The sequence below is a fragment of the Brevundimonas sp. GW821-FHT02A10 genome, from assembly GCF_059422025.1.
The window spans coordinates 130,609-154,218 of sequence record NZ_JBWKWC010000006.1 but is presented as its reverse complement, the minus strand read 5'-3'; the positions used below and the strand labels follow the sequence as shown (position 1 = coordinate 154,218).

Below are 23,610 nucleotides of genomic sequence, written 5' to 3'. Positions count from 1 at the left end.
CGGGTCTGAACACCTCTGGTAAGGTTAGGTTCAGGCCGCCGCCGCGGTTTCGCCCTGTTCGCTGCCGGCGCGCACTGCCGACCGGCCGCCGCCGACCCTGTTCATCAGAACCGCCAGGGCGGCGAAATCGATGGGCTTGTTCAGATAGGCGTCGGCGCCGGCGTCCAGACCCGCGGCATGATCCTCGCTGCGGGCCGAGGCCGACAGGACGGCGATCGGGGTCTCGGCGTTGGCGCCGGCTTCGCGGATCAGGCGGGTGGCGCTGAGGCCATCCATCACCGGCATGTTGACGTCCATGATGATCAGGTCGAACGCCTGGTCGGCGGCCATGTCCACGGCGATCTGGCCGTTCTCCGCCGAGGCGGTGGTGTGGCCGGCCGAGCCGAGCCAGGCTTCCAGGATCATGCGGTTGACCGGGTGATCCTCGACCACCAGCACGTTCAGGGCCTGGCCCTCGTCAATCTCGGCGTCGATGGCCACGGCGGCCTCGACCGGACTCCATTCGACCACCTCGGCCTGGACCGAGAAGGTGAAGGTCGAGCCCTCGCCCACGGTCGATTCCACGGTGATGTCGCCGCCCATGATGTTGGCCATGCGCCGGGCGATGGTCAGGCCCAGGCCCGTGCCGCCGAAGCGGCGGGTCGAGGAGGCGTCCACCTGGGTGAAGGGCTGGAACAGCCGCGCCAGATCCTCGGGGCTGATGCCCGCGCCGGAATCGGTGATAGCGAAGTCGAAGGCCACGCGACGGTCCGACAGACGGGTCGAGCGGATGGTGTAGTTGATGGCGCCTCGCTCGGTGAACTTCACCGCGTTGGACAGCAGATTCTGGATCACCTGGCAGACGCGCAGCGGGTCGCCGCGCACGATTGACGGGGTCTCGCCCTCGAAGTGGGCCACGAAGTCGATGCCCTTGGCCTCGGCCTGGGCCATGAAGGGGCCGGTGACGCGGCGGTGCAGGTCGTCCAGCGAGACGTCGACGGTCTCGAACGTCATCTTGCCGGCCTCGATCTTGGTCATATCGAGGATGTCGTTGAGCAGGCTCAGGAGGTTGTCGCCCGAGTTGCGGATGATCGACAGATAGTCGCGCTGGGTCGTCTCAAGCCGGGTGGCGCTGAGCAGCTGGGCGGCGCCGAGCACGCCGTTCATCGGGGTGCGCAGCTCGTGCGAGATGACGCCGAGGAAGCTGGACTTGGCGTTGTTGGCCGCGTCGGCCTTGTCGCGGGCGCCCTCGAGCTCCTCGATCAGATGGGCCTGATGCTCCTGGAATGCGCGGATGCGCTCTTCGCGCAGCATGTTCATGGTCACCAGGACGAACATGCCCGCGGCGGTGAACGGCAGGACGCTGAGGAAGGGCCAGAACAGCGGGCCGCCCCACAGGCTGGCCAGGATGACCAGGCCGGCGACGCCGTAGGGCGAGGAGATGACAATGGCCTGACGCGGGGCGCCGCGCAGCTGGGCGAACACCAGGACATAGCCGGAAATCAGCAGGGCGACGGCCAGGGCCTGGCCGAAGGGCTCGCCCGAGAACCAGGCCAGCAGCGGGGCCGAGGCCCAGGCGCCGGTGGTGACGGTGGCGACCGCCGGGAAGACAAAGCCCCAGCCCGCCCCGACCTTGTCGGCCATACGCTTTTCGAAGGCGCCACGGATGGCGCCGGCGGTCAGGGTGACCACAAACCAGGTCAGCGCCGTGCGCCAGCCGATCGTCCCCAGCAGGCCCACGGCCCAGCTGGCGATGATGAGGTAACGCAGATACTGGGTCTGCAGGATGGCGGTCAGGGCCTGGGCTGCGTCACCCGCACCCCCGCCAAGCCCTTTGCCGATACCCTCGGATCCGACCATTGATATTCCCGGAAAACTGAACCGCCCGGGCACACGCTACGTATAAGTGTCTAAGACGAAGTGAACGTTTTGTTTTCAGATTCGGAAGGCGTCAGCGCACGGATGGAAAGCGCGTGAACCGGCCCCGCCAGTTCCTCGGCCAGCAGGGCGTTGATGGTGCGCTGACGCGCGACTCGCCCCTGTCCCTCAAAGGATTCGGATACAACCGTCAGGTTGAAATGGCTCTCACCGCCCGGTTTGGCGTCCATTCCGCCTTCATGATGGTGACCGGCGTGCCGCCAGCTGTCGTCTTCGAGCTCCAGAAGGGTCGGCGACAGGGCTGAAACCAATTTTTCCCGGATAATCGTCGCTATAGGGCCGTCCGGCATCGATGTGTCCTTGATGAGGTCCAAATCCACCCTACACTTGGGACAATGGCTGCGTCATTCGAATACAAACCCCGTTTCAAGGACATGCGGATCAAGCCGTCGAAGCCCGGAGAGGCTGAGGCGGAACAGGATGTCCTGCGTCTGAAGCCCGGCGAGAAGCCGTGCGACCACCCCGACTGCTCCAAGGCGGCGACGGCGCGTGCGCCGAAATCGCGCGAGCGGCTGAACGACTTCTATAATTTCTGCCAGCCCCACGCGGCCGAGTACAACAAGGCCTGGAATTTCTACGCCGGCATGAATGAGGCCCAGATCCGGGCGGCCAAGGAAAACGAGGCCATGACCGGCGGGCGTCCGACCTGGGACATGAAGGCCTCCAAAAACTCGCGCGAGGCCGCGACCTTCGCGGCCAAGATGGGCACGGCCAACAATACCGGCGAGGGCTCGTGGCGCGACAGCTACGGCCTGTTCGGTCGTCGTGGCGAACACGCGCCCGCGCCTGCCGAACCGGTCCACCGCGTCGGCAAGATCGAGGGCGGCGCCCTGCGCGACCTGGACCTGGAGCCCGGCGCGACCAAGGAAGAGATCAAGGCCGCCTATCACGCCCTGCTCAAGCGCTGCCACCCCGACCACAACGGCGGCGACCGCGGGGCCGAGGCCAAGCTGGTTCGCGTGATCAAGGCCTACAAGACGCTGAAGAAGGCGGGCCTCGCCGCCTGAAGAATGGCGGCCTAGGCCGCCACCTTCGTCCGGAACTCGCGCACCAGATCACGCAGCTGGCCGAGCTCGCTGACGGCCATGTCCGACTTGGCCAGCAGGGCCTCGGCGAGGCAGGTCGAGCGGGCGATGACCTCCCGGCCCGTCTCCGCCAGCCGCACCTGAACCTCGCGTTCGTCCTTGAGGCTGCGCGTGCGGGTGACCAGACCCGCCGCCTCCAGCCGCTTGACCAGGGGCGTGATGGTCGAGGGCTCCAGCGCCAGCCGCGAGGCCAGGCCGCCGACCGTGAGAAAGGCGTCCTCGCCCGCACCCGCATCCTTGAGCGCGTTCAGCACCAGATACTGGGGATAGGTGATGCCCAGTTCGTCCAGCATGGGCTTGTAGAGCCGCGTCACCGCCATGGAGGCGGAATAGAGGGCGAAGCACAGATGGTCGTCGAGGGACATCGAAGCGGGGGACAGCATTTCCATGTCCGATCATTTATCACAATAATGGATTGCGTCGCAAACTTTTCACTGGACTCGGCGAAACGGCAGGCCTAGAGGATGTTTATCGCGATAAACAACTCGCCGGCGCGACGGCCCAGAAAGGAGTTCCCCGATGAACATTCTGTACAAGGCTCACGCCACCTCCACCGGCGGCGGCCGCGACGAAGGCCGCTCGACCACCGACGACGGCAAGATTGACGTCCTGCTGTCCCTGCCCGCCGAGATGGGCGGCAAGGGCGGCGCGGGCACCAACCCCGAGCAGTTGTTCGCGGCCGGTTACGCCGCCTGCTATATGGGCGCCCTGCGTCTGGTCTCGGGCAAGGCGGGCACGCCGGTCGGTCCGGACACCAAGATCCACACCACGGTCGGCATCGGTCCGAACACCCGCGGCGAAGGCTTCAACCTCGACATCGCCATCAAGGTCACCGACCACGGCCTCGACAAGGCGACCATCGACGGCCTGATCGCCGCCGCCCACCAGGTTTGCCCCTATTCCAACGCCACGCGCGGCAATGTGGACGTGGACCTGAGCGCGGAATAACCTCCAGCGTATGAGCGCGCCCGACCCGCAGGTCCTGATCGTCGGCGCCGGTCCCACGGGACTGGCGGCGGCGCTGTTCCTGACGCGGGCGGGCGTCGCCGTGCGGATCGTCGACGCGGCGCCCGCGCCTACCACCACCTCCAAGGCCCTGGCCGTCAATCCGCGCACCCTCGAACTGCTTCAGGCGACGGGGGTCGCCGACCGCATCCGCGCCGAGGGCCAGAGGATCAGCACGATCCGCGTCGCTCACGAAGGCCGGGTCAGCGCCACGATCCGTCCCGACTGGGACCGGGTCGCCCCGGGTCGGCCCATGACCATCCTGCCCCAGGCCGAGACGGAACGGCTGTTGGCCGAGGCGCTGGCGGACCTCGGCGTGCGTCCGGAACGCGGCGCGGGCCTGACCGGCCTGAGCCAGACCGACGACGCCGTGACCGCCGTCCTGTCGACCGGCGAGACGGTCACCGCCGCCTTGCTGCTGGGCGCCGACGGGGCCCATTCGGCCGTGCGTCACGCCCTGGGCCTCGATTTCCCCGGCGACGCGTCGGACCTGCCCTGGCATCTGATGGACGTCGACATCGCCGGCGCGCCGGCGGACGAGGCGCGGATCGACTTTCAGCGCAGCGGCCCGATCATCGCCCTGCCCTTTTCCAGCGGGACCTTCCGGCTGATCGGATTCGGGGAACCCCTGCTGCCTCGCCTGCCCGCGAGCTGGTCGGCCGGGGAGGTGCGCTGGGCCTCGGAGTTCAGGGTCTCGCACCGGATGGTCCCGACCATGGCCGTCGGCCGGGTCGCCCTGGCCGGGGACGCGGCCCATATCCATTCGCCCATCGGCGGACGCGGCATGAACCTGGGCATCGAGGACGCCTTCGTCTTCGCCGCCTGCGCGGTGGACGCCTTGCAGGGCGACCTTTCCCGCATCGCCGACTATTCCCGACTGCGTCACGCCGTCGATTCGGCATGGGTGAAGACCTCCCACGGCCTGACCGGCTTCGTCACCGACCAGTCGGCCGGCGCCCGTTTCGCCAAGCGGATCGCCCCGCCGATCGCCGCCTCCATTCCCGGTCTCGTCGATATGGCGCTTAAGCGCGGTCTGGGTCTCGACCACCCGACAGCCGTGCGCTAATCGCAGGATTATGGCCTCCCTCCTCGACGCGACCCCCGATCCCCTCCTGACGTTCGAACCGCACCGCAAGGTGACCGTGCGCGAAGCCTTCGGCGTCGATTCCGACATGGTCGTGCCGATGTTCGACACGGTCGACAGCCATGTGCCCGAGGTCGATCCGGCCTATCGCTTCGACCCGCAGACGACGCTCGCCATCTGCGCCGGCTTCGCCTTCGACCGTCGGGTCATGGTTCAGGGCTATCACGGCACCGGCAAGTCGACCCACATCGAACAGGTCGCCGCCCGGCTGAACTGGCCGCTGGTTCGCGTGAACCTCGATAGCCACGTCTCGCGGATCGATCTGGTCGGCAAGGACGCCATCGTCCTGAAGGACGGCAAGCAGATCACCGAATTCCGCGAGGGCATGCTTCCCTGGGCTCTGCAGCGCCCGATTGCCCTGGTGTTCGACGAATATGACGCCGGCCGTCCGGACGTGATGTTCGTGATCCAGCGCGTGCTGGAGGCGCAGGGTCGCCTGACCCTGCTGGACCAGAACCGCGTCATTCGTCCGAACCGCTGGTTCCGCCTGTTCTCGACCACCAACACCATCGGTCTGGGCGACACCTCGGGCCTGTATCACGGCACCCAGCAGATCAATCAGGGCCAGATGGACCGCTGGAACATCGTCACCACCCTGAACTACCTCGAGCATGACGTCGAAGCCGGCATCGTCGCCGCCAAGGTGCCCGAATGGTCGGACGCCGACGGCCTGCGCCGCATCGCCGCCATGGTCCGCGTCGCCGACATGACCCGCAACGCCTTCATGAACGGCGACATCTCCACCGTGATGTCGCCCCGCACCGTCATCACCTGGGCCCAGAACGCCATCATCTTCGGCAACGACGTGGGCCTGGCCTTCCGCCTGACCTTCCTGAACAAGTGCGACGAGCTGGAACGCCCGACGATCGCCGAGTTCTATCAGCGGGCGTTCGGGGAGGATCTGCCCGAGGCGGCGACGCGGGTGAAGGTGGGCTGAGAGACCCTTTCTCGCTTTGATCCATAAGAATTTTTGGCGCATGTGCACACCCCTGTGGACGGAGCTGTGGACAAAGCGTGCATCATGAAATTCACAATGAATTTCAATACATTGCCAACTTGATGCTGGGCGAGAATCGTACGATCTTACACCATATCTAGTAGGCCACCCCGCATCAAACCACCAGAATGTGTGGTTTTTAAGCTTTTGTTAAGCACTCGATCAGGGCGAGTGCTATTGCGCGTGCCTGCGGAATCGGGGATACGAATCAGCGACGCTGAAACGAAAGAAGCCGTCGGGGTGCAACCCAACGGCTTCCAGAGTTAGGCGCTTGCCATCCAACTGACTTGGGCGGCAAGGACTGGCCCAATTCGCAAGGGGGACGATGTAGTCTCCCCCGGTCCAGTGTCAAGCCTGAGTCGCCCTGCTCGATAGGAGCGACCCAAATGGCCAATGGCCTGACCTACCCCTGCTACTACATGTTCAAAGACTCTGCCGGTTACTGGCGCTGGACCTATTATGCGTCCAACGGCAAGGCCATCAGCGTCAGCAGCGAAAGCTATGTCGCGAAAGCGGACTGCCAACGCGGCGTGGACATCATGAAGGCCTCGTACAACTCCACGGTTTATGAGCAGCAGGCAGCCTAACGGCGTGGCGGCCAACGCAACCGCGTTGGCCGCTGCCCCTCAGCTCCGACTTGATGCTTTAAAGGACGTCAAAGCGAGCCCAATCCCTCCAGCCATCACAATCCCCCTCCCCAATCCCAACGATTTCCCGGGTTTCCGCCCTCCCCGCCCCATTCAGCTAAGCACGCCCCAAAACCCGCCTATAATGCTCGGGTCCTGTCGTCAGGGGGCTCGCTCGGCCGGCGATCCGAAGCGGCGGCGGGAACGGAGGGAGTGGGCGCGACCTGGACGTCGAAAGACGAACGGGGACGCGAAGTCGAGCCGGTGAAAGTCCGGAAGGCTCAGGGGCGGGGAGGAGTACCCGTACCGGTCCGGCAGGAGGTCGTCGCCTCCGCCGCCCACGGCGCGCAGACGGGGCGTTCGTTAAGAGCGAAGCCAGGCCCTCGGCGCAGTCGAAAACCGTCCGTGCGGAGCGATTTGTCTTTGCCGAAACACACATACCCTATCGGTCCCGGGCGAAGGCCCGTCGCTCCGCCCAGCCTCCACTGGAATGGGCCCCCGACAGCTTCAGCGCGATGGCGCGTGAGGGCGGTAAATCACGCCCTTCTCCCGGCGGGAGAAGGTGGCCCGGCGGAGCCGGGTCGGATGAGGGGTTGGCGTGTCAGTCGGCGTGAGCCGCCCCTCAACACCAGAGGCCAGCCCCTCACCCTTTCGCCTTGCCGATCGCTGCGCTCCCGGAGGCTCAAGCCCTCTCCCGCCGGGAGAGGGAAGCCTGTATTGACCACCCGCCGTTCTCCTAAAATTCCCCCTAGGAAACCGGTGTCATCGGTGCTTGTATCCGCGCCGTCGAAGGGCCGCGAAGAGCTCTCCCCGGGAAATGGAAACACCGTCATGCAGATGAATCGCCGCGCCCTCCTGTCCGCCGCCGCCGCGACCGCGGTCGCCTCGGCCACCCCCGCCCTCGCCCGCACCGTCCAGACCGCGCCGCCCGCCGACAGGACCGCCGTGATCGCGGCGATGAAGAAGGCCACGGCCTTCATGACCGACAAGGTCGCCGTGGGCGGCGGCTATGTCTGGCAGGTCCTGCCCGACTTCTCGCGCCGCTGGGGCGAGCTGGAAGCCAAGCCGACGATGATCTGGGTCCAGCCTCCGGGCACAGCGACCGTGGGTCACCTCTATCTGGACGCCTATCACTCCACCGGCGACGAGCAGTTCTATACCGCCGCCAAGGCCGCCGCCGACGCCCTGGTCGCCGGCCAGCATCCGCGCGGGGGCTGGAATTACTGTATCGACACCGCCGGCGAAGAGAGCCTCAAGGACTGGTATGCGAAAATCGGCGGCAACGCCTGGCGGCTGGAAGAATTCCAGCGCTATTACGGCAACGCCACCTTCGATGACGCCGGCACCGCCGAGGCGTCCCAACTGCTGCTGCGCGTCTATCTGGAGAAGCGCGAGCGCAAGTATCGCGCCCCGCTCGACAAGGCGATCCAGTTCGTCCTCGACGCCCAGTATCCGAACGGCGGCTGGCCGCAGCGCTTCCCGTTCGTCGAGAACGGCGGCCTGCACGGTCACGCCGACTACACTCCCTACATCACCTTCAACGACGATGTGGCGGGCGAGAACCTCGAATTCCTGCTCTATGCCCATCAGGCCCTGGGCTCGAACGACGCCCGTCTGGTCGACGCCATCGAGCGCGGCATGGACATCTATGTGAAGACCCAGCAGCCCATGCCCCAGCCGGCCTGGGGTCTGCAGCATTTCCCTGACACCCTGAAGCCCGCCCCGGCCCGCACCATCGAGCCCCAGGCCTTCGCCACCCATACGACGGCGGCCAACATCCGTTCGATGATCGGCTTCTACAAGCTGACGGGCGACCGGAAATTCCTGGAGCGCCTGCCCGAGGCCCTGAACTGGCTCGATCAGGTCAAGACACCCCAGAACCTGATCGCGCCGGGCCGGACCCACCCAACCTTCATCCTCGAAGGCTCGAACACCCCGGTCTATATCCACCGCAAGGGGTCCAACATCGCCAACGGCCACTACTACGCCGATGCGAACCCCAACAATCTGATCGTCCACTACGGCTCGTTCCGGAACGTCGACACCGCCGCCATCCGCCGCGAGTATGAGGCGGCGGCCGCCATGGATCCGGCGGCCCTGATCGCCGCCTCTCCGCTCAAGGCGAAGGCCGGGTCGCTGAAGCTGCCCAAATACTTCACCCTGCGCGACGTCAGCGTCTGGGACATGTCCACCGACGCCCGCCGCGAACGCGCCCCGGCGCCAGAGGCGATCGCCGCCGTCCTGTCGAAGCTGGACGGCAACGGCGCCTGGATCACGCCCCTGACCACCACCTCCAACCCGTACAACGGCCCCTCGCCCGAGGCGGTGACCGGCGGCGAGTACCAGACCACCCGTGTCGGCGACCTGTGGGACGTCTCGCCCTACAACACTGACTTCCCCGTCGACGGCATCTCGACCGCCGTCTTCATCAAGAACATGGGCGACCTGATCGAGGCGCTGGAAGCCTGAGGGACTTGACGACGCGTCCTGTTCCCGCCCCATGGGAGCCTTGAGGGGATCGGGCGATGGACGCGTCGGGCAGGCTGGAGATCGCGGCGGGTTTCGCCACCGCCCTGGGGCCGCGCGCGGACAACCAGGACTTCGGCGCCGTCCATCTGGGCACGCCGTCGGAACAGGCGCTGCACGGCATCGTGGCGGTCGTCGCCGACGGGGTCTCGGGCTCCAAAGGCGGCCGCATCGCCGCCGAACTGGCGACCCGCAGCTTCATCGACGGCTATCTGTCCAAGAGCCCGCTGGGCGGGATCGCGGCCGCCGGCGTCGCCTCCCTGCTCGGCTTCAACCGCTGGCTCCACTCCAAGGGCCGCACCGACCCGGAGATGAAGGGGGCGGCGACCACCTTCACCGCCCTCGTCCTGCGCGGGCGCGAAGCGACTGTGCTCCACGTCGGCGACAGCCGGGCCTGGCATTTCCGCGACGGCGTCCTGACGCAACTGACCGAGGACCACGTCCTGTCCCAGCCGGGACTGAGCCACGTCCTCTACCGCGCCGTCGGCATCGAGGCCGATGTCCGGCTGGACGTCCGGCCCGTGCCGCTGAAGCCCTATGACCGCTTCCTCCTGACCTCCGACGGCGTCCACGGCGTGGTCGATGACGAGACCCTGACCCGACTGCTGGGCCGCCGCGCCTCGCCCGACGCCGACGCCCAGTGCATCGTCGATCAGGCGACGCTGAACGGCGCCACTGACAACGCCACGGCCATCGTCATCGACGTCATCCGGCTGGGCCCGCTCGACTCAGAGGCCATCGGGGTCGAGGCCGAGGGTCTGCCGATCCTCCCGCCCCCCGACGCGGGCGACAATGTCGATGGCTTCAGGCTGGAGCGGCTGCTGTCGGACGGCAAATACACCCGCGTCTTCCTGGCGAAGGACGGCGCCGACCCGACGCCGGTCGTGCTCAAATTCCCCAAGCCGGCCCTGCTCAGCGAGCACGGAGCGCGGCTGTCCTTCCTGCGCGAGAGCTTCATCGGCCGGCGCATTGACAGCCCGTATGTCGGCAAAACCCTGACGCTGGACCCCGGCCGCCAGAGCCGGCTCTACATCGCTCAGCCCTTCTATGAGGGCCGCACCCTGCACGCCCGTCTGGCCAACGACGGGCCTCTCGATATCCAGCCCGGCGTGCGCGAAGCCATCCGCCTGTCGCGCGGCGTCGCGGCCCTGCACCGTCAGGGCATCGCCCACCGCGACATCAAGCCGGACAATGTCATCCTCGAGAAGAATGGCGGCCTGAAGCTGATCGACCTCGGCGTCGCCCGCCTGCCCAAGGTCGAGGACTTCACCGAAGGCGAGGCCCCGGGCACGGCCGGCTACATGGCGCCCGAGCTGTTCGACGGAAATCCCGGTGACGCCCTGACCGACCAGTATGCGCTGGGCGTCACCCTCTACCGGTTGTTCGCCAAGGACTATCCGCGCGGTCAGGTCGAGCTGCCGCAGCGGCCGAAGTTCGAAAAGCCGATCCCGCCGACCCAGCTGCGGCCGGACATGCCCGCCTGGCTGGAGGCCGCCCTGCTGCGCGCCATCGCCGTCGATCCGGCCGACCGCTTCGCCGACGTCGAGGAGCTGATCCATGTGCTGGAGAGCGGCAGCGCCGTCGCCGTGACCCCGCCCCAGCCGCCGTCCCTGATCGAACGCGACCCGGTGCGGTTCTGGCAGGGCGTCTGCATTCTGCTGGTGATCGCCCTGCTGGTCTCGCTGGCGACACGCTAGGAACGGGCGCTAGCGCCTAGAGCCTCGGTTGCGGCGGCGGCGGCAGGGGCGCGGGCGGCGAGGACGGGCCCGAATTCGACCGCGGGCCCGGCGGATAGTACCGACCGTCGCCATGGCGGTGATAGCCATACCCGCCGCAGCCGGCCAGGAAGGCGGCGCCGACCGCAACGGTCAGGATCGTTCTGGCGAGGACGGCGGCGCGCTGGGTCATGATGGTTAAAGATCACCGATACGAAACAGCGTCAACGGCCTCGCTCGGTCACAGATAGGCGCCGACCGCCCAGGGCACGAACTCATTGTCGCCGATGCCGAGCGCCTCGGACTTGGACGGCTCACCTGACGCAACCGCCAGCATCCGTTCGAAGATCTCGCGACCGACCTCGGCCATCGGGGTCCCGGTCAGGACGGGCGAGGCGTCGATGTCCATGTCCTCATCCATCCACGACGCCAGCTTGGCGTTGGAGGCGACCTTGATCGACGGCGCCGGCTTGGCCCCGAAGACCGAGCCCCGGCCCGTGGTGAAGACGATCAGATTGGCGCCTGAGGCGATCTGGCCGGTGGCGGAACAGGGGTCGTAGCCGGGGCTGTCCATGAAGGTCAGGCCCTGCGTCTTCAGCGGCTCGGCATAGCCGATGACGTCGGTCAGGGGCGTCGAGCCCGACTTGGCCACGGCGCCCAGCGACTTCTCCAGAATGGTCGTCAGACCGCCCTTGAGATTGCCCGGCGACGGATTGTTGTTCAGCTCCATCCCGTGCTTGTCGGCGTAGGCGCGCCACCATTCCAGACGGGCGTTCAGCTTGTCGGCCACGTCCTGAGAGGTCGCGCGGCGCAGCAGCAGGTGTTCGGCGCCCCAGATCTCGGGCGTTTCCGACAGCATGGCCGAGCCGCCGTGGGCGACCAGCAGGTCGACGGCGGCGCCGAGCGCCGGGTTGGCGGTGACGCCGGACCAGCCGTCCGAGCCGCCGCATTGCAGGCCGACGGTCAGGTGCGACGCCGACACGGTCTGACGCTCGACCTTGGCGGCCTCATCAACCAGCTCGCGCACGATCTCGATCCCGGCCTCGATGGCGCGGGCGGTGCCGCCAGCCTCCTGAATGGTCATGGCGCGCAGGGTGGTGCCCGTCTCCAGCTCGGACTTCCTGAGCCAGTCGGGGATCTGGTTGGCCTCGCAGCCCAGACCGACGATCAGGATGGCGGCGAAGTTCGGATGACGGGCATAGCCGGCCAGGGTCCGCTGCAGCAGTTCGACATCGGTCGACAGGGACGACCCGCCGCAGCCGCCCTGATGGGTGAAGGCCACGACGCCGTCGACGCCCTTGGGCAGGCTGGAATCGGGGAAGGCGTCGGCGACGCGGCGCGCCACGGTGGCAGAACAGTTCACGCTGGTCAGGACGCCGATATAGTTGCGCGTGCCGACGCGGCCGTCCTTGCGCACGATGCCCTGGAAGGTCGCGCCGTCCAGAGCCTTCGGCGGATGGACGTCGGCGCCGACCTCGGCCTCACGACCGTCATCGGCCATGGCCAGGTTGTGGACGTGGACGTGGTCTCCGGCCTCGATCGCCGACTTTGCCCGACCGATGACCTGACCATAGCGACGGACCAGACCGCCCTCGGCGACAGCATGGCGCGCGATCTTGTGGCCCTGGGCGATGTCCGCGCGGGCGGGCGCGTTCAGGCCCTCGGGCGTCTCGCCGGCGGTGATGTCGTCCAGCGCGACGGCGATGTCGTCGGCGGGATTGAGGATCAGGACGCGGGACATGGCTTACTCCGTCACAAGCCGGGCGGCCTCGACCGCGCCGCTTGTGCTGAGCGACAGATAGGCGCCCGTCACAGCCTTTACGAACGCCGGATCGGCAGCCGGCGCGGGCGGGAAGACGGCGGACAGGGTCAGCAGGGCCGCGACGCGGGCCTCGTCGGTGTCGGCGCCGGCCAACAGTTCGGCGGTCCTGGCGGCCAGGGGGTCATCGACGACGAAGGCCTCGCCGCTCTCGGTCACGCCCGACTGCCATTTCATCCAGGCGGCGATGCCCAGAGCCAGGGCGTCGATGGATTGCCCGGCCGCCAGACGTTCGGCAGTGCCGGCCAGCAGGCGCTGGGGCAGCTTCTGGGAGCCGTCCATGGCGATCTGGCGCGTGCGGTGCATCAGGGCCGAGTTGGAGAAGCGCGCCATCAGCTCTTGCCGATAGGCGGCGATGTCGAGGCCCGGCGGCGGATTCAGGGTCGTCTCCGCCTCGTCCCACAGCCGTTCGATGAAAGCCTTGAAGGCGGGTTGGGCCACGGCCTCATGCACATGCTCATGCCCCGAAAGGGCGCCGAGGTAGGAGACGGCCGAGTGGGCGCCGTTGAGCAGACGCAGCTTGGCGTCCTCCCACGGAGCCACGGCGTCGGTCAGTTGCACGCCCAGAGCGGCGAAATCCGGCCGCCGCCCGGCGAACCGGTCCTCGATCACCCACTGGGTAAAGGGCTCGGCCTTGACCATGCCCTGGTCCTCGACACCGAGACGGCCGGTAAGCTTTTCAATGTCCTCAGGGATGGTCGCGGGGACGATCCGGTCGATCATGGTCTGGGGGAAGGCGCCCTCGGCGGCGATCCAGTCGGCGAGGTCAGGATCGATACGCCGCGCCATCTCCAGCACCCCGGCGCGGATGCGGGCGCCATTGTGGGGAAGGTTGTCGCAGGAGATGACGGTGAAGGGTTTGAGCCCCGCGGCCTTGCGGGCCTGCAGGGCCGCGACGACGAAGCCGGGCGCGGTGCGGGGCGCGGAGATGTCGGCGAGATCGGCGGCGACTTCCGGGTCCTCGACCATCAGGTCGCCGGTCGCGGGATCGAGGCGATAACCCTTCTCGGTCACCGTCAGGGTGACGAGGTGGACGTCCGGATGCGCCATGGCGGCGACGAGGGCGGCCGGATCTTCCGGTCCGACCAGAACCCCCTGCCCGGCCCCGATGACGCGCAGATGCTCGTCGGCGCCGTCGCGGACCACCAGCGTATAGAGGCCGTCCTGCGGGTTCAGCTGATCGCGCACGCCGGGCGACCGTAGCGACGCGCCGAGCACGCCCCAGCGCAGGTCGCCGCCGGCCAGAGCATCGTCGAACACCACCGCCTGGTGAGCCCGGTGAAAGGCGCCGATGCCGAGGTGGACGACGCCGGTCTTCACGGCACCACGGTCGTAGGCGGGCTTGGCGGCCGGGGTCGCCGCCAGCGTGGCGTCGGAGAGCCGTGTCACAGCTTGTAGGCCGCCTTGACCAGACCATAGGTCAGGGCGTGGGCCAGCTCGTGGGCCTCGTCCTCCTCCATCCGGTGTTCGACCACCAGCTTGGCGAGGAAGCCGCAGTCCATGCGCCGGGCGACGTCGTGACGCGCCGGGATCGACAGGAAGGCGCGGGTGTCGTCGTTGAAGCCGACGGTATTGTAGAAGCCCGCGGTCTCGGTCGTCTGCTCGCGGAAGCGGCGCATGCCCTCGGGGCTGTCGTGGAACCACCAGCTGGGACCCAGCTTCAGCGCCGGATAGTGGCCGGCCAGCGGGGCCAGTTCGCGGCTGTACGAAGTCTCGTCCAGGGTGAACAGGATCAGGGTCAGGCGGGTGTCCGATCCGAACCGGTCCAGCAGCGGCTTGAGCGCGCGCACGTAATCCGTCTGCGTCGGGATATCGCAGCCCTTGTCGCGGCCGAAGCGGTTGAACACCGTCGCCGAGTGGTTGCGGAACGAGCCGGGGTGCAGTTGCATCACCAGTCCGTCCTCGACCGACATGGCGGCCATCTCGGTCAGCATCTGGCCGCGGAACAGTTCGGCGTCGGCGGCGGAGACCGGGCCGGTCGAGACTTTCTGGAACAGGGCCTCGGCCTCGGCCTTCGACAGGTCGGCGGTGAAGGCGGTCGGGTGGCCGTGGTCGGTCGAGGTCGCGCCCATCTCCGCAAAGAAGGCGCGGCGCGCGCGCAGGCTGTCGAGATAGCCGGCCCAGGTCGTGGTGTCGCAGCCGGTCTGTTCGGCCAAGACCTTCAGATTGTCGCGGAAGCCTTCGTAGTCGGGGTCCAGCACCGGGTCAGGGCGATAGGCGGTCAGGACGCGCCCCTTCCAGCCCGAGGCGCGGATGGTCTTGTGGTGCTCCAGCGTGTCCGTCGGGCTCTCCGTCGTGGTCAGGACCTCGATGTTGTAGCGATCGAACAGGGCGCGGGGTTTGAAGGCGTCCGTCTTCAGGGCGGCGTCGATGACGTCGTAATAGTGGTCCGCCGTCTCGGCCGAGAGGCGCACGTCGATGCCGAAGGCCTCGGCGTAGACCCAGTCGTGCCACATGCGCGACGGGGTGCCGCGGAACAGGTGATAGTTCTCTGCGAACCGGCGCCAGATGGTGCGGGGATCGGTCTCGACCGGGCCGCCGTCAGCGCGCGGAACCCCCAGGTCCTCCATCGCCATCCCCTGCGAGTGCAGCATGCGGAAGACGTAGTGGTCGGGCGTGATCAGCAGCTCGGCCGGATTGGCGAAATTCTCGTTCAGCGCAAACCACGACGGATCCGTATGGCCGTGCGGGCTGATGATCGGCAGATCCTTGATCTCCGCATACAGACGACGGGCCAGGCCGCGCGTGTCGGCGTCGACCGGAAACAGGCGGTCGGGGTTCAGTCTCAGCGGATGGCTCATCGGTACGGCTCTACTGCGCCGCCGGACCCTGGCGGGCGCTTCCTGGGGTGATCGCGGCGCAGGACCGTGTCTGACGACGGTCTCGACGGTTCGTCGGGTGTCTATGACACCGGTAGCATTCCTTTGGCAAATGCGTATGACGCATTGGTCGCGCCATGTTGCGCGAAGGCCGGACGGAACGCCAGTTTCGCGGCGTCAGATGGGCTGCAGTTGACCGCTGGCGACGACGGGTCCGGTCGGCAGGCCGGTGGGCGAGCCGCCCAGCGGTTCGACGGACACGGCCAGGGTGGCGCGCGACCCGTCGGGGCCGATCAGCTTGTCGGTGTCGATGGTCACGACGTCCTTGCCGTCCATCACGCCGAGCGAGATCGGGCTCTGGCCCTTGGGCAGGATCCACATCTCGAACGACTTGTCGCTCGGGCTCGCGCCGGTGACCGGAGCGATGGTCAGGCGGCGGTTGGCCCGGTCGAGGGTGACGACAAAGCTGGCGGGACCTTCCTCGCCCTTCAGCAGGCCGACCGAGGTCAGGGAGGCGTCCTGGGCCGGAGCCTGCGGCGGCGCGGGGATCACGACGGTCTTCGGATAGGCCAGCAGGACGACCACCGCGGCGGCGGCGGCCACACCGAAGACGGCGGTCGCGGCGCGCCAGATCTGGATATTGCTCCAGACGCCCGGCTTGGCGGGGGCGAGACCCAGCTGGGCCGCGATCCGCATCCAGACCACGCGCGGCGGGGTCTTCTCGGGGATGGCGTCGATCAGGGGGGCAAAACGCTCATCCCAGGCGCTGACCAGACCGGCGAAGGCCGGGTCCGAGGCGATGCGCCGCTCGGCCTCGCGGCGCTGTTCGGCCGTGGTCACGCCCAGCGCATATTCGGCGGCGTCCTGGTCGGGGGTGGAGACAGTCGGTTGAATATCGGTCATCCGCCGAGACAAGCCTTCAGCTTGATCAGGGAGCGGCGGATCCAGCTCTTCATCGTGCCGGTGGGCACGCCGAACAGGGTCGCCACATCCTCATAGGTGCGGCCGTCGAAGAAGGCGGTCTTGAGCGCCTTCTGCTGTTGGTCCTCCAGCTCGGCGATACAGCCGTCCAGCCGGGTGGAGGTTTCGGAGCGCAGAACCGCATCGAGGCCGGACTCGCGGTCGTCGGCGATGTCCTCGGCGTCCTCGATCGGGCGGCTGACGCGGCGGCCCACCTGACGCTGACGGTCGATGGCGCGGTTGCGCGCCATGGCGGCCAGCCAGGTGATCGGGCTGGCGCGACTTTCGTCGAACTGGCCCGCCTTGGTCCATACCGAGATGTAGACTTCCTGCAGCACGTCCTCTGCCTCGCTTCGATCGTTCAAGATACGAAGCACCACCCCGAATAGTTTCGATGAAGTGGCGTCATACACAGCCTGCAGGGCGCCCCTGTCCCCACCGGCCACCAGCCTGAGGTTCGCGTTCAGGGCCTGGCGGCTGAGGTCGGCGTCCATGCGTCGGCTTTTACACTGCTTTCAAGACGATGCATCGGTCGCACGGCTTCGCAGCCGCCGCAAGACGGGCCTCAAAAAGAGGTGTGATCACTTCACCAGAAGGCGCGATCCGTAATAGCCGGCGGTCGCCGCGATCAGGCTCATCACCGTGCCCCAGGCCATGTCGGCCAGGGTGATGGTGGTGCTCCACCGCGTCAGGGTCGCCTGGTTGGTGAGGTCATAGGTCGCATAGGCGACGAAGCCGAAGACGGCGCCGTTGACCACCGCCCGGACGACCGAGCCCTCGCGCAGGGCGGGCACGGTCGCCAGGAAGGTCAGCCCGGCCAGATAGATGAAATAGAAGGCGACGGCGGCCGGCAGATTGACCGATTTGGCCATGAAGTCGCCGAGCACCGGGCGATAGAGCTTGTCGCCCATGACGGTCAGCCAGACCCCGTCCATGACAAGGACGACGAGCGCCGAACAGCCGTAGGCCGCGAGATATTTGAGCATGCTCAGGCCCTCTTCAGCCGGTAGTGGCTGACGCCCCAGACCTGACCGTCGCTGTCGCCGAACAGGCCGGCGGTGGCCATGAAGAACCGGCGCCAGCGGCGCATCCACAAGGGAGCGTTCGCGGCCCCGTAGACCGACGCCATCAGGCCCCGGATCTCTTCCTCGTGCATGTCGAAATTGTCGAGCCAGCCGTCGGCGGTGCGCTGATAGTGGGTCCCCGACCAGCGCCATTCGTCCTCGACCGTCAGCAGGTCGCCGTACTGGCGCATCAGGCCGTGGCTGGGCATGACGCCCCCGGTGAAGAAATGCTGGGCGATGAAGTCGCTCTGATCCGAGACCTCGAACCGGTACGGCGCGTCGATGTGGCTGAAGACGTGGATGAACATCCGCCCCTCGGGCTTCAGCCAGCCGCGCGCCTTGCCCAGCAGGGCCCGCCAGTTGGCCATATGCTCGAACATTTCCACCGAGACGATCCGGTCGAAGGTCCTGTCGATGGCGAAGACATTCATGTCGGCGGTTATGATCGTGAGATTGGTCAGGCCGCGCCGACGCGCCGTCTCGTCGATCGACGCCTTTTGACTGTGCGAGTTGGAGACGGCGGTGATGTTGGCGTTCGGATAGCGTTCGGCCATCCACAGCGACAGCGAGCCCCAGCCGCAGCCGAGTTCAAGAATGCTCTGGCCGTCCTGGATGTCGGCGTGCTCGCAGGTGATCCTGAGCGCGCTGGCCTCGGCCTCGCTGAGGGACGCGTCCTCGCTCTCGTAGAAGCAGCTGGAGTATTTACGGTGCTTGCCGAGGCACAGCTCGAAGAAGCGTGCAGGCAGTTCGTAGTGCTGCTGGTTGGCGGCGTCGGTGAACTCGGCGACCGGGCGTTCGGCCATTTCGCGCGCGAAGGTCGCCTCGGCGTCGGCCGGCGGGGTCTTCAGCGCCTTGCGGGCATTGGCGACCAGAAGCGCGATGGCCGGCCGGGTGAGGAAATCCGGGAAGGGCGCGTCCTGAAGCTTGTTGACGCTGTTCGAGATCAGGCTCACCGGGTCGCTCCTGCGGATGTCGGGGATTTGCGTGCGGGTCGGGGGAAGAAGGCCCCGACGCGGTTCTGGTAGTCGACGAAGGCCTGGCCCCGGGACTTGAGCATCGCCTTCTCCAGCGGCGGGACGCCGGTCAGCCGGGTCAGGATCAGATACATGACGACGGGGGCGATCAGGCTGAGCCAGCCCAATGGCCATGCGCCCGACAGGTCGATGGCGATGATCGGATAGGCCACCCAGCCCAGCCATTCGAAGACATAGTTGGGATGGCGCGACAGGCCCCACAGGCCCTTGTCCATGATCTTGCCGTGGTTGGCCTTGTCGGCCTTGAAGGCCTTCATCTGGCTGTCGGCCCGGCCCTCGCCGAGGATGGCGATCAGCAGGATGGCGGCGCCGACAAGGTCCTCCGCCGTCAGCCCGGCGTCGGGACGCAAGGCCGCTGCGGCGATGGAGGCGCACAACAGGGTCGTCGCCGGCGCCTGGACGATGGCGAGGCCGAACAGATTGGCCTGGAAGCGACCGCCCCATTCTTCTTTCATCATCACATAGCGCGTGTCCTCGGCGCTTCTGGCGACACGGACGGCGATGTAGAAGCCCAGCCGGATCGACCAGACGGCGACCAGGGCCGCGACCAGGATCTGGCGTTCAGAGGGCGCTCCGCCCCCCTCCCCCCAAGCCCATGGGCTCAGGGCCACGACCACGCCGCTGACGCCCGTGCCAAAGGTCCAGAAGACGTCGATCCAGCCGGTGTTGTCAGTCTTCAGCGACACCGCCCAGGCCGTGACCATGACGACGGCCATGAAGTGAAAGGCGAAGAGGAGCGCGATCACCATGATCAGTGGCCCGAGGGTTCGAGCTGACGGGTCGGCAGGCCCAGCTGGCCCATCCGCGCGGTCAGCCGGGCCTGTTCGGCCGCCGACATCGTCGCGCTGCGCGACAGCAGGGCCGGGAACTGGCCGTCGGCCGTGGTGGCGATCATCCAGCTGTAGTCGGGCGCGACCTCGATGACCCAGTAGCGTTGGCGGATCAGGCCGCCAAAGAAGCTGGCCTCGAACTTGGCGTTGGTGGTGCTGTCGAGCACCCGGGCGCTGGTGTTGACCGTCGAGGTCCGGCCGGTGCGCGAGCCCTGATGGCAGGTCTGGGCGATGGTGAAGCGGTCGGCGCCGCGCCGCGACCACACCTGGCTGGCGGCCCAGCAGTTGCGCTGGTGGTCGTTCGGGGTGCGCAGGATCTCGTACCAGCGGCCCATGAAGCGATCGAGATCGACATGGCTGCGCGGCTGGGGCGCCTCGGCCGAGGCGACGGCGGGGATGGCGAGGGCCGGGATCGCGGAGGCCAGTGCGAGAGCCATGACGGCGGTGCGGAGTTTCAGCATCGGGTTCAGCTTCCTTGTGTCGCCGGGATCGGCTGGCCGACCGTGACGGGCGTCGCCGGCACACGGCCGGAACGCAGGCGAAGACCCTTGAGGATCAACAGGATGGCCTCCCAATGGATGCCGGCGATGACCTTCAACGTGAGCAGGGGATGGGTGATCCAGGCTCGCATCAGATTACGGTCGGTCAGCGCCGCCCGCTCCCCGAAGAAGCTGGTCAGCAGCATCGGCCCCTCCCCGTCCTCGACGGTGATGGAGACGCCGACGATCTCGTCATCGGCGCCGGTCGGGGGGATGACCGAGAAGCGGTAGCTCAGGTCCATGTCCATGAAGGGCGAGACGTGGAACTGTTTGGCGACCGACTGGCGTATGGCCCGGTCCGCTGTCACCACCGGGATCAGGTAGGAATGTCGCTGACCGAAGGTGTTGGACACCTCGTAAAGGATCGCCGTCAGCCGTCCGTCGCGGTCATGGCAGAAGAAGACGCTGAGCGGGTTGAAGCCGTAGCCGAGGATACGCGGCATGGTCAGCAGCCGGATCGGCCCGCCGCCGGGAATGTTGGCCTCGGCCAGGCTGCGCTCGATCTGGTCACGCAACGGCGTCTGCGACCGGTCGCCGAAGTCCGAAAGGTTCAGCGACATCAGGCCGAACTTTCCGCGCGCCAGCCACTTCAGCCGCCCGGTCAGACCGGCCGCCTCATCAAGGTCGATCAGCAGCATGAAGATCCGGTACTTCAGCGAATGCGCGCGCGGGCGCAGGCGGCAATGCGCGACCTTGCCGGTGTAGATCCCCGATGCGGTCGCCTGGGTCATGCCGGGGTCGCCTCGGGCGCGGCCGCCGCCGGCACGGTCAGCGGGATACGGCCGCTCTCGTTCGCGACCGTCCACGGACGGCGCACCCCGCCGATAGCCTCGGCGACCGCCAGACCGGCCTGCAGCCCGTCCTCGTGGAAGCCCGATCCGAACCAGGCGCCGGCGAACCAGGTGTCATTGACGCCCTGCAGCGACCAGAGCTCCTGCTGGGCCGCGAGGGCCGCGGCGTTGAAGATCGGGTGATCGAAGTCATGGTCGGCGATGATTGTCGCCGGATCCGGCTCGATCTCGGGGTTCAGGGTCACGAAGACCGGATCGCCCGGCAGGCCCTGCAGCAGGTTCATCCAGTAGGTGACGCTGGGGTGGCTCTCGCCTCGCCGCGAGGCCTTGCCGCCCACATAGTTCCACGCCGCCCAGGCCGCGCGCCGCTTCGGCATCAGCTTCGGGTCCCTGTGCATGACGACGCGGTTGCTGCTGTAGCGGATGGCGCCAAGCAGGCGGGTCTCCTCGGTGGTCGGCTGGTCCAGCAGGGCGAGCGCCTGATCGGAATGAGTGGCCAGAACGACGGCGTCATAAACCTCCTGCTTGCCGGACGCCGTATGGATGATCGCCCGCCCCGGACGACGCACGATGCGCGTGACCGGATCGCCGACCGACAGGCCGCCACGGAACTCGCGCGCGAGGGCGTCGATATAGGCGCGGCTGCCCGTGTCGACCGTCTTCCAGTTGGGCTTCAGATCCACCTCGAGCAGGCGGTGATTGCGGTAGAAGCGGATGAAGGCCGCGGCCGGATAGTCGGCCATCTGGCAGGAGGACGACGACCAGATCGCCGCCGCCTGGGGCAGCAGGTGCCGGTCGCGGAAGGCCGCGCCGTAGCGTTCCTGATCCAGATAGTCGCCGAGCGAACAGAGCGAGATATCGAGGTCGCAGAGGTCGGCTTCTGCCGTGCGGTGGAACCGTTTCAGGTCGATCAGCATGCGCCAGAAGTCGGGGCTGAACAGATTGCGTTTCTGGGCGAACAGGCCCCGGGCGCCATGGCTGGAATATTCGAACCGGCCCTCGTCCATCGAGACCGCGAAGGACATGTGTGCGGCCTTCGACGGCACATCCAGATAGTCCAGCAGGGCGGTGAAGTTCGGATAGTTGGGCTCGTTGAAGACGATGAAGCCCGTATCGACGGGCATCACGCCGTCGCCCGTCGGCACGTCGATGGTGCAGGCATGACCGCCGAGCCGGTCGCCGGATTCATAGAGCGTCACGTCGTGCGCCTGGGACAGCAGCCAGGCGGCGGACAGGCCGGACACGCCGGAGCCCACCACAGCGACACGACGCCGTGATTTCGGGGTCTCTTGAACGGGCGAAGGTCGATCGTACATGACAGCTCACGAGCAGACCGGCGTTTGGCCGGACGAAGTCAGCTACGAAGCTGCACGGCGTCTGGATGTTCCAAAAAAAGGCGCATCCTTTCCGCGGCTAATCCGTAGCTTCACCCGTCCGACCGGACGCGTGAACGCGCGGAGATCTTCATGACGGCCCCTTCGATCCACGACACCCTCGACGTCCGCGCGATCCGTGCGCCGAAACCCGGCAAGCTTCTGCTCTGGGTGCTCGGCAAGGTCGGTCAGGACTGGCGCGGGCGTGGGCTGGTGATCCAGACACCGGACCGTCAGGAATACCGCTTCGGGCCACCCTCCCCCGATCCCGCGCGCCTGATCGTTCACGACTGGAAGACCATGGGCCGGGCCCTGGCTGCCGGCGATATCGGTCTGGCCGAGGGCTATATGGCGGGCGAGTGGGATACGCCGGATCTGGCCGCCCTGCTGGCCGTCTTCGCCGACAATTTCGAACGGCTGGACCAGTTCGCCAGCGGCAATGTCGTCGGGCGCGGCGTCAACTGGGTCGTCCACCGCCTCGGCAAGCTGAACACCCGGCGCGGATCGAAGAAGAACATCATCGCCCACTACGACTTGGGCAACGCCTTCTATGAGCGCTGGCTCGATCCCAGCATGACCTATTCCTCAGCCCTGTGGACGCGGCCGGAGCAGTCGCTGGAGGACGCCCAGCGCGAGAAATACGCCGCGCTCGCGGCCAGCATCGGCCTGAAGCCCGAGCATACGGTGCTTGAGATCGGCTGTGGCTGGGGCGGGTTCGCCGAATACGCCGCCGGCGAGATCGGCTGCCGCGTCGTCGGCCTGACCCTGTCGCCGTCCCAGCAAGCCTTCGCGGTCGAGCGGATGGCGAAGGCGGGGCTGTCGGACAAGGTCGATATCCGCCTGCAGGACTATCGCGACGTCACCGAGACCTTCGACCGCGTCGTCTCCATCGAGATGTTCGAGGCCGTCGGCGAGAAGTGGTGGCCGACCTATTTCGACGTCGTCCGCAACCGGCTGAAGCCCGGCGGTCAGGCGGGGCTGCAGATCATCACCATCCGCGACGACCTGTTCGCCGGCTATCGCGGCCGGGTGGACTTCATCCAGAAATACGTCTTCCCCGGCGGGATGCTGCCCTCGGAGGCGGTGCTCAAGGACGTGATCGAACCCCACGGCCTGAGGATCGAGACCACGACCCGCTTCGGCCAGGACTACGCCCGCACCCTGCATCTCTGGGCCCGACGGTTCCGGGAGGAAGAGAGCGGGATGACCACCGTCTTCGACCGCCAGTGGCTGTTCTACCTCGCCTATTGCGAGGCCGGGTTCGCGACCGGGCGGACCAATGTGGTGCAGTTGAGCCTCTCGGCGCGCTGAGGCCGGTCTTGAGCCCGGCCGTTCCTGGCCGACACGATTAATCAACTTCTCTGAC

The 23,610-nt window shown here is 67.3% G+C and carries 23 protein-coding genes; 8 read left to right on the top strand and 15 right to left on the bottom strand.

Going from position 1 to position 23,610, the window contains the following annotated elements; all coding sequences use genetic code 11:
- Positions 1 to 30: 30 nt before the first annotated feature.
- Together AC07U0_RS15820 and AC07U0_RS15815 are read right to left on the bottom strand one after the other, a co-directional pair.
- A complete protein-coding gene (locus AC07U0_RS15820) occupies positions 31 to 1,839 on the bottom strand; it encodes an ATP-binding protein (RefSeq protein WP_494720930.1) in 1,809 nt (602 codons plus the stop codon).
- Between the two features lie 50 nt (positions 1,840 to 1,889).
- Entirely contained in the window at positions 1,890 to 2,207 is a 318-nt protein-coding gene (locus AC07U0_RS15815) for a BolA family protein (RefSeq protein WP_494720996.1), read from the bottom strand.
- A 45-nt stretch (positions 2,208 to 2,252) separates the two neighbouring features.
- Between AC07U0_RS15815 and AC07U0_RS15810 the strand changes: the two genes are divergently transcribed.
- Positions 2,253 to 2,924, top strand: a complete 672-nt coding sequence (locus tag AC07U0_RS15810; protein WP_494720929.1) for a J domain-containing protein — start codon at positions 2,253 to 2,255, stop codon at positions 2,922 to 2,924.
- A gap of 11 nt (positions 2,925 to 2,935) precedes the next feature.
- Here AC07U0_RS15810 and AC07U0_RS15805 read toward each other — a convergent pair whose 3' ends face one another.
- Positions 2,936 to 3,385 (bottom strand): MarR family winged helix-turn-helix transcriptional regulator, encoded by a 450-nt coding sequence (locus tag AC07U0_RS15805; RefSeq protein ID WP_494720928.1) that lies wholly within the window; start codon positions 3,383 to 3,385, stop codon positions 2,936 to 2,938.
- Between the two features lie 136 nt (positions 3,386 to 3,521).
- Here AC07U0_RS15805 and AC07U0_RS15800 point away from each other — a divergent pair, with 136 nt between their 5' ends.
- From AC07U0_RS15800 to AC07U0_RS15775, 6 genes are all read left to right on the top strand, one after another.
- Positions 3,522 to 3,950, top strand: coding sequence for an organic hydroperoxide resistance protein (locus AC07U0_RS15800; protein ID WP_494720927.1), 429 nt, complete (start codon positions 3,522 to 3,524; stop codon positions 3,948 to 3,950).
- A gap of 10 nt (positions 3,951 to 3,960) precedes the next feature.
- Positions 3,961 to 5,073: an FAD-dependent oxidoreductase gene (locus AC07U0_RS15795; RefSeq protein WP_494720926.1), complete on the top strand. Its 1,113-nt coding sequence runs from the start codon at positions 3,961 to 3,963 to the stop codon at positions 5,071 to 5,073.
- Positions 5,074 to 5,083: 10 nt separating this feature from the next.
- Complete coding sequence (gene cobS / locus AC07U0_RS15790) at positions 5,084 to 6,088, top strand: cobaltochelatase subunit CobS (RefSeq protein ID WP_492949607.1); 1,005 nt, start codon at positions 5,084 to 5,086, stop codon at positions 6,086 to 6,088.
- A 446-nt stretch (positions 6,089 to 6,534) separates the two neighbouring features.
- Positions 6,535 to 6,735, top strand: coding sequence for a YegP family protein (locus tag AC07U0_RS15785; RefSeq protein ID WP_494720925.1), 201 nt, complete (start codon positions 6,535 to 6,537; stop codon positions 6,733 to 6,735).
- Between the two features lie 870 nt (positions 6,736 to 7,605).
- On the top strand, positions 7,606 to 9,243 hold the full coding sequence (locus AC07U0_RS15780; RefSeq protein ID WP_494720924.1) for a pectate lyase: 1,638 nt from the start codon (positions 7,606 to 7,608) through the stop codon (positions 9,241 to 9,243).
- A gap of 56 nt (positions 9,244 to 9,299) precedes the next feature.
- Positions 9,300 to 10,997 carry a bifunctional protein-serine/threonine kinase/phosphatase gene (locus AC07U0_RS15775; RefSeq protein WP_494720923.1) on the top strand — a complete coding sequence of 566 codons (1,698 nt, stop codon included), beginning with the start codon at positions 9,300 to 9,302 and terminating at the stop codon, positions 10,995 to 10,997.
- 16 nt (positions 10,998 to 11,013) lie between these two features.
- Here the strand turns inward: AC07U0_RS15775 and AC07U0_RS15770 are convergent, their stop codons facing one another.
- The 12 genes from AC07U0_RS15770 to AC07U0_RS15715 form a co-directional block, all read right to left on the bottom strand.
- Complete coding sequence (locus tag AC07U0_RS15770) at positions 11,014 to 11,208, bottom strand: hypothetical protein (RefSeq protein ID WP_494720922.1); 195 nt, start codon at positions 11,206 to 11,208, stop codon at positions 11,014 to 11,016.
- Between the two features lie 48 nt (positions 11,209 to 11,256).
- Positions 11,257 to 12,756, bottom strand: coding sequence for a UxaA family hydrolase (locus AC07U0_RS15765; RefSeq protein WP_494720921.1), 1,500 nt, complete (start codon positions 12,754 to 12,756; stop codon positions 11,257 to 11,259).
- Between the two features lie 3 nt (positions 12,757 to 12,759).
- Positions 12,760 to 14,223 (bottom strand): mannitol dehydrogenase family protein, encoded by a 1,464-nt coding sequence (locus AC07U0_RS15760; RefSeq protein WP_494720920.1) that lies wholly within the window; start codon positions 14,221 to 14,223, stop codon positions 12,760 to 12,762.
- The gene (gene uxaC, locus AC07U0_RS15755; RefSeq protein ID WP_494720919.1) at positions 14,220 to 15,635 is read right to left on the bottom strand and encodes a glucuronate isomerase; all 1,416 of its coding nucleotides are present in this window, start codon (positions 15,633 to 15,635) and stop codon (positions 14,220 to 14,222) included. The genes AC07U0_RS15760 and uxaC overlap by 4 nt, the downstream gene beginning before the upstream one ends.
- A gap of 195 nt (positions 15,636 to 15,830) precedes the next feature.
- A complete protein-coding gene (locus AC07U0_RS15750) occupies positions 15,831 to 16,556 on the bottom strand; it encodes an anti-sigma factor (RefSeq protein WP_494720918.1) in 726 nt (241 codons plus the stop codon).
- The gene (locus AC07U0_RS15745; protein WP_494720917.1) at positions 16,553 to 17,107 is read right to left on the bottom strand and encodes a sigma-70 family RNA polymerase sigma factor; all 555 of its coding nucleotides are present in this window, start codon (positions 17,105 to 17,107) and stop codon (positions 16,553 to 16,555) included. The genes AC07U0_RS15750 and AC07U0_RS15745 overlap by 4 nt, the downstream gene beginning before the upstream one ends.
- Before the next feature lie 87 nt (positions 17,108 to 17,194).
- On the bottom strand, positions 17,195 to 17,599 hold the full coding sequence (locus AC07U0_RS15740) for a DUF2177 family protein (RefSeq protein ID WP_494720916.1): 405 nt from the start codon (positions 17,597 to 17,599) through the stop codon (positions 17,195 to 17,197).
- Between the two features lie 2 nt (positions 17,600 to 17,601).
- Entirely contained in the window at positions 17,602 to 18,630 is a 1,029-nt protein-coding gene (locus AC07U0_RS15735; RefSeq protein ID WP_494720915.1) for an SAM-dependent methyltransferase, read from the bottom strand.
- The gene (locus AC07U0_RS15730) at positions 18,627 to 19,460 is read right to left on the bottom strand and encodes a DUF1295 domain-containing protein (RefSeq protein WP_494720914.1); all 834 of its coding nucleotides are present in this window, start codon (positions 19,458 to 19,460) and stop codon (positions 18,627 to 18,629) included. Before AC07U0_RS15730 ends, AC07U0_RS15735 begins: the two co-directional genes overlap by 4 nt.
- Positions 19,461 to 19,462: 2 nt before the next feature.
- The gene (locus AC07U0_RS15725; RefSeq protein WP_494720913.1) at positions 19,463 to 20,002 is read right to left on the bottom strand and encodes a lipocalin family protein; all 540 of its coding nucleotides are present in this window, start codon (positions 20,000 to 20,002) and stop codon (positions 19,463 to 19,465) included.
- A 5-nt stretch (positions 20,003 to 20,007) separates the two neighbouring features.
- The gene (locus AC07U0_RS15720) at positions 20,008 to 20,811 is read right to left on the bottom strand and encodes a DUF1365 domain-containing protein (RefSeq protein ID WP_494720912.1); all 804 of its coding nucleotides are present in this window, start codon (positions 20,809 to 20,811) and stop codon (positions 20,008 to 20,010) included.
- Complete coding sequence (locus tag AC07U0_RS15715) at positions 20,808 to 22,187, bottom strand: NAD(P)/FAD-dependent oxidoreductase (RefSeq protein WP_494720911.1); 1,380 nt, start codon at positions 22,185 to 22,187, stop codon at positions 20,808 to 20,810. The genes AC07U0_RS15720 and AC07U0_RS15715 overlap by 4 nt, the downstream gene beginning before the upstream one ends.
- Positions 22,188 to 22,337: 150 nt before the next feature.
- Between AC07U0_RS15715 and AC07U0_RS15710 the strand changes: the two genes are divergently transcribed.
- Positions 22,338 to 23,555, top strand: coding sequence for a class I SAM-dependent methyltransferase (locus AC07U0_RS15710; protein ID WP_494720910.1), 1,218 nt, complete (start codon positions 22,338 to 22,340; stop codon positions 23,553 to 23,555).
- The last annotated feature ends 55 nt before the right edge of the window (positions 23,556 to 23,610 follow it).

Bases quoted from the DNA above. Each gene is read 5' to 3' on its own strand.
- AC07U0_RS15820 (WP_494720930.1), bottom strand. From the start codon at position 1,839: ATGGTCGGATCCGAGGGTATCGGCAAAGGGCTTGGCGGGGGTGCGGGT.
- AC07U0_RS15810 (WP_494720929.1), top strand. From the start codon at position 2,253: ATGGCTGCGTCATTCGAATACAAACCCCGTTTCAAGGACATGCGGATC.
- AC07U0_RS15710 (WP_494720910.1), top strand. From the start codon at position 22,338: ATGACGGCCCCTTCGATCCACGACACCCTCGACGTCCGCGCGATCCGT.
- AC07U0_RS15815 (WP_494720996.1), bottom strand. From the start codon at position 2,207: ATGCCGGACGGCCCTATAGCGACGATTATCCGGGAAAAATTGGTTTCA.
- AC07U0_RS15750 (WP_494720918.1), bottom strand. From the start codon at position 16,556: ATGACCGATATTCAACCGACTGTCTCCACCCCCGACCAGGACGCCGCC.
- AC07U0_RS15715 (WP_494720911.1), bottom strand. From the start codon at position 22,187: ATGTACGATCGACCTTCGCCCGTTCAAGAGACCCCGAAATCACGGCGT.
- AC07U0_RS15800 (WP_494720927.1), top strand. From the start codon at position 3,522: ATGAACATTCTGTACAAGGCTCACGCCACCTCCACCGGCGGCGGCCGC.
- AC07U0_RS15765 (WP_494720921.1), bottom strand. From the start codon at position 12,756: ATGTCCCGCGTCCTGATCCTCAATCCCGCCGACGACATCGCCGTCGCG.
- AC07U0_RS15745 (WP_494720917.1), bottom strand. From the start codon at position 17,107: ATGGACGCCGACCTCAGCCGCCAGGCCCTGAACGCGAACCTCAGGCTG.
- uxaC (WP_494720919.1), bottom strand. From the start codon at position 15,635: ATGAGCCATCCGCTGAGACTGAACCCCGACCGCCTGTTTCCGGTCGAC.
- AC07U0_RS15795 (WP_494720926.1), top strand. From the start codon at position 3,961: ATGAGCGCGCCCGACCCGCAGGTCCTGATCGTCGGCGCCGGTCCCACG.
- AC07U0_RS15770 (WP_494720922.1), bottom strand. From the start codon at position 11,208: ATGACCCAGCGCGCCGCCGTCCTCGCCAGAACGATCCTGACCGTTGCG.
- AC07U0_RS15740 (WP_494720916.1), bottom strand. From the start codon at position 17,599: ATGCTCAAATATCTCGCGGCCTACGGCTGTTCGGCGCTCGTCGTCCTT.
- AC07U0_RS15730 (WP_494720914.1), bottom strand. From the start codon at position 19,460: ATGGTGATCGCGCTCCTCTTCGCCTTTCACTTCATGGCCGTCGTCATG.
- AC07U0_RS15780 (WP_494720924.1), top strand. From the start codon at position 7,606: ATGCAGATGAATCGCCGCGCCCTCCTGTCCGCCGCCGCCGCGACCGCG.
- cobS (WP_492949607.1), top strand. From the start codon at position 5,084: ATGGCCTCCCTCCTCGACGCGACCCCCGATCCCCTCCTGACGTTCGAA.
- AC07U0_RS15785 (WP_494720925.1), top strand. From the start codon at position 6,535: ATGGCCAATGGCCTGACCTACCCCTGCTACTACATGTTCAAAGACTCT.
- AC07U0_RS15720 (WP_494720912.1), bottom strand. From the start codon at position 20,811: ATGACCCAGGCGACCGCATCGGGGATCTACACCGGCAAGGTCGCGCAT.
- AC07U0_RS15725 (WP_494720913.1), bottom strand. From the start codon at position 20,002: ATGCTGAAACTCCGCACCGCCGTCATGGCTCTCGCACTGGCCTCCGCG.
- AC07U0_RS15805 (WP_494720928.1), bottom strand. From the start codon at position 3,385: ATGCTGTCCCCCGCTTCGATGTCCCTCGACGACCATCTGTGCTTCGCC.
- AC07U0_RS15775 (WP_494720923.1), top strand. From the start codon at position 9,300: ATGGACGCGTCGGGCAGGCTGGAGATCGCGGCGGGTTTCGCCACCGCC.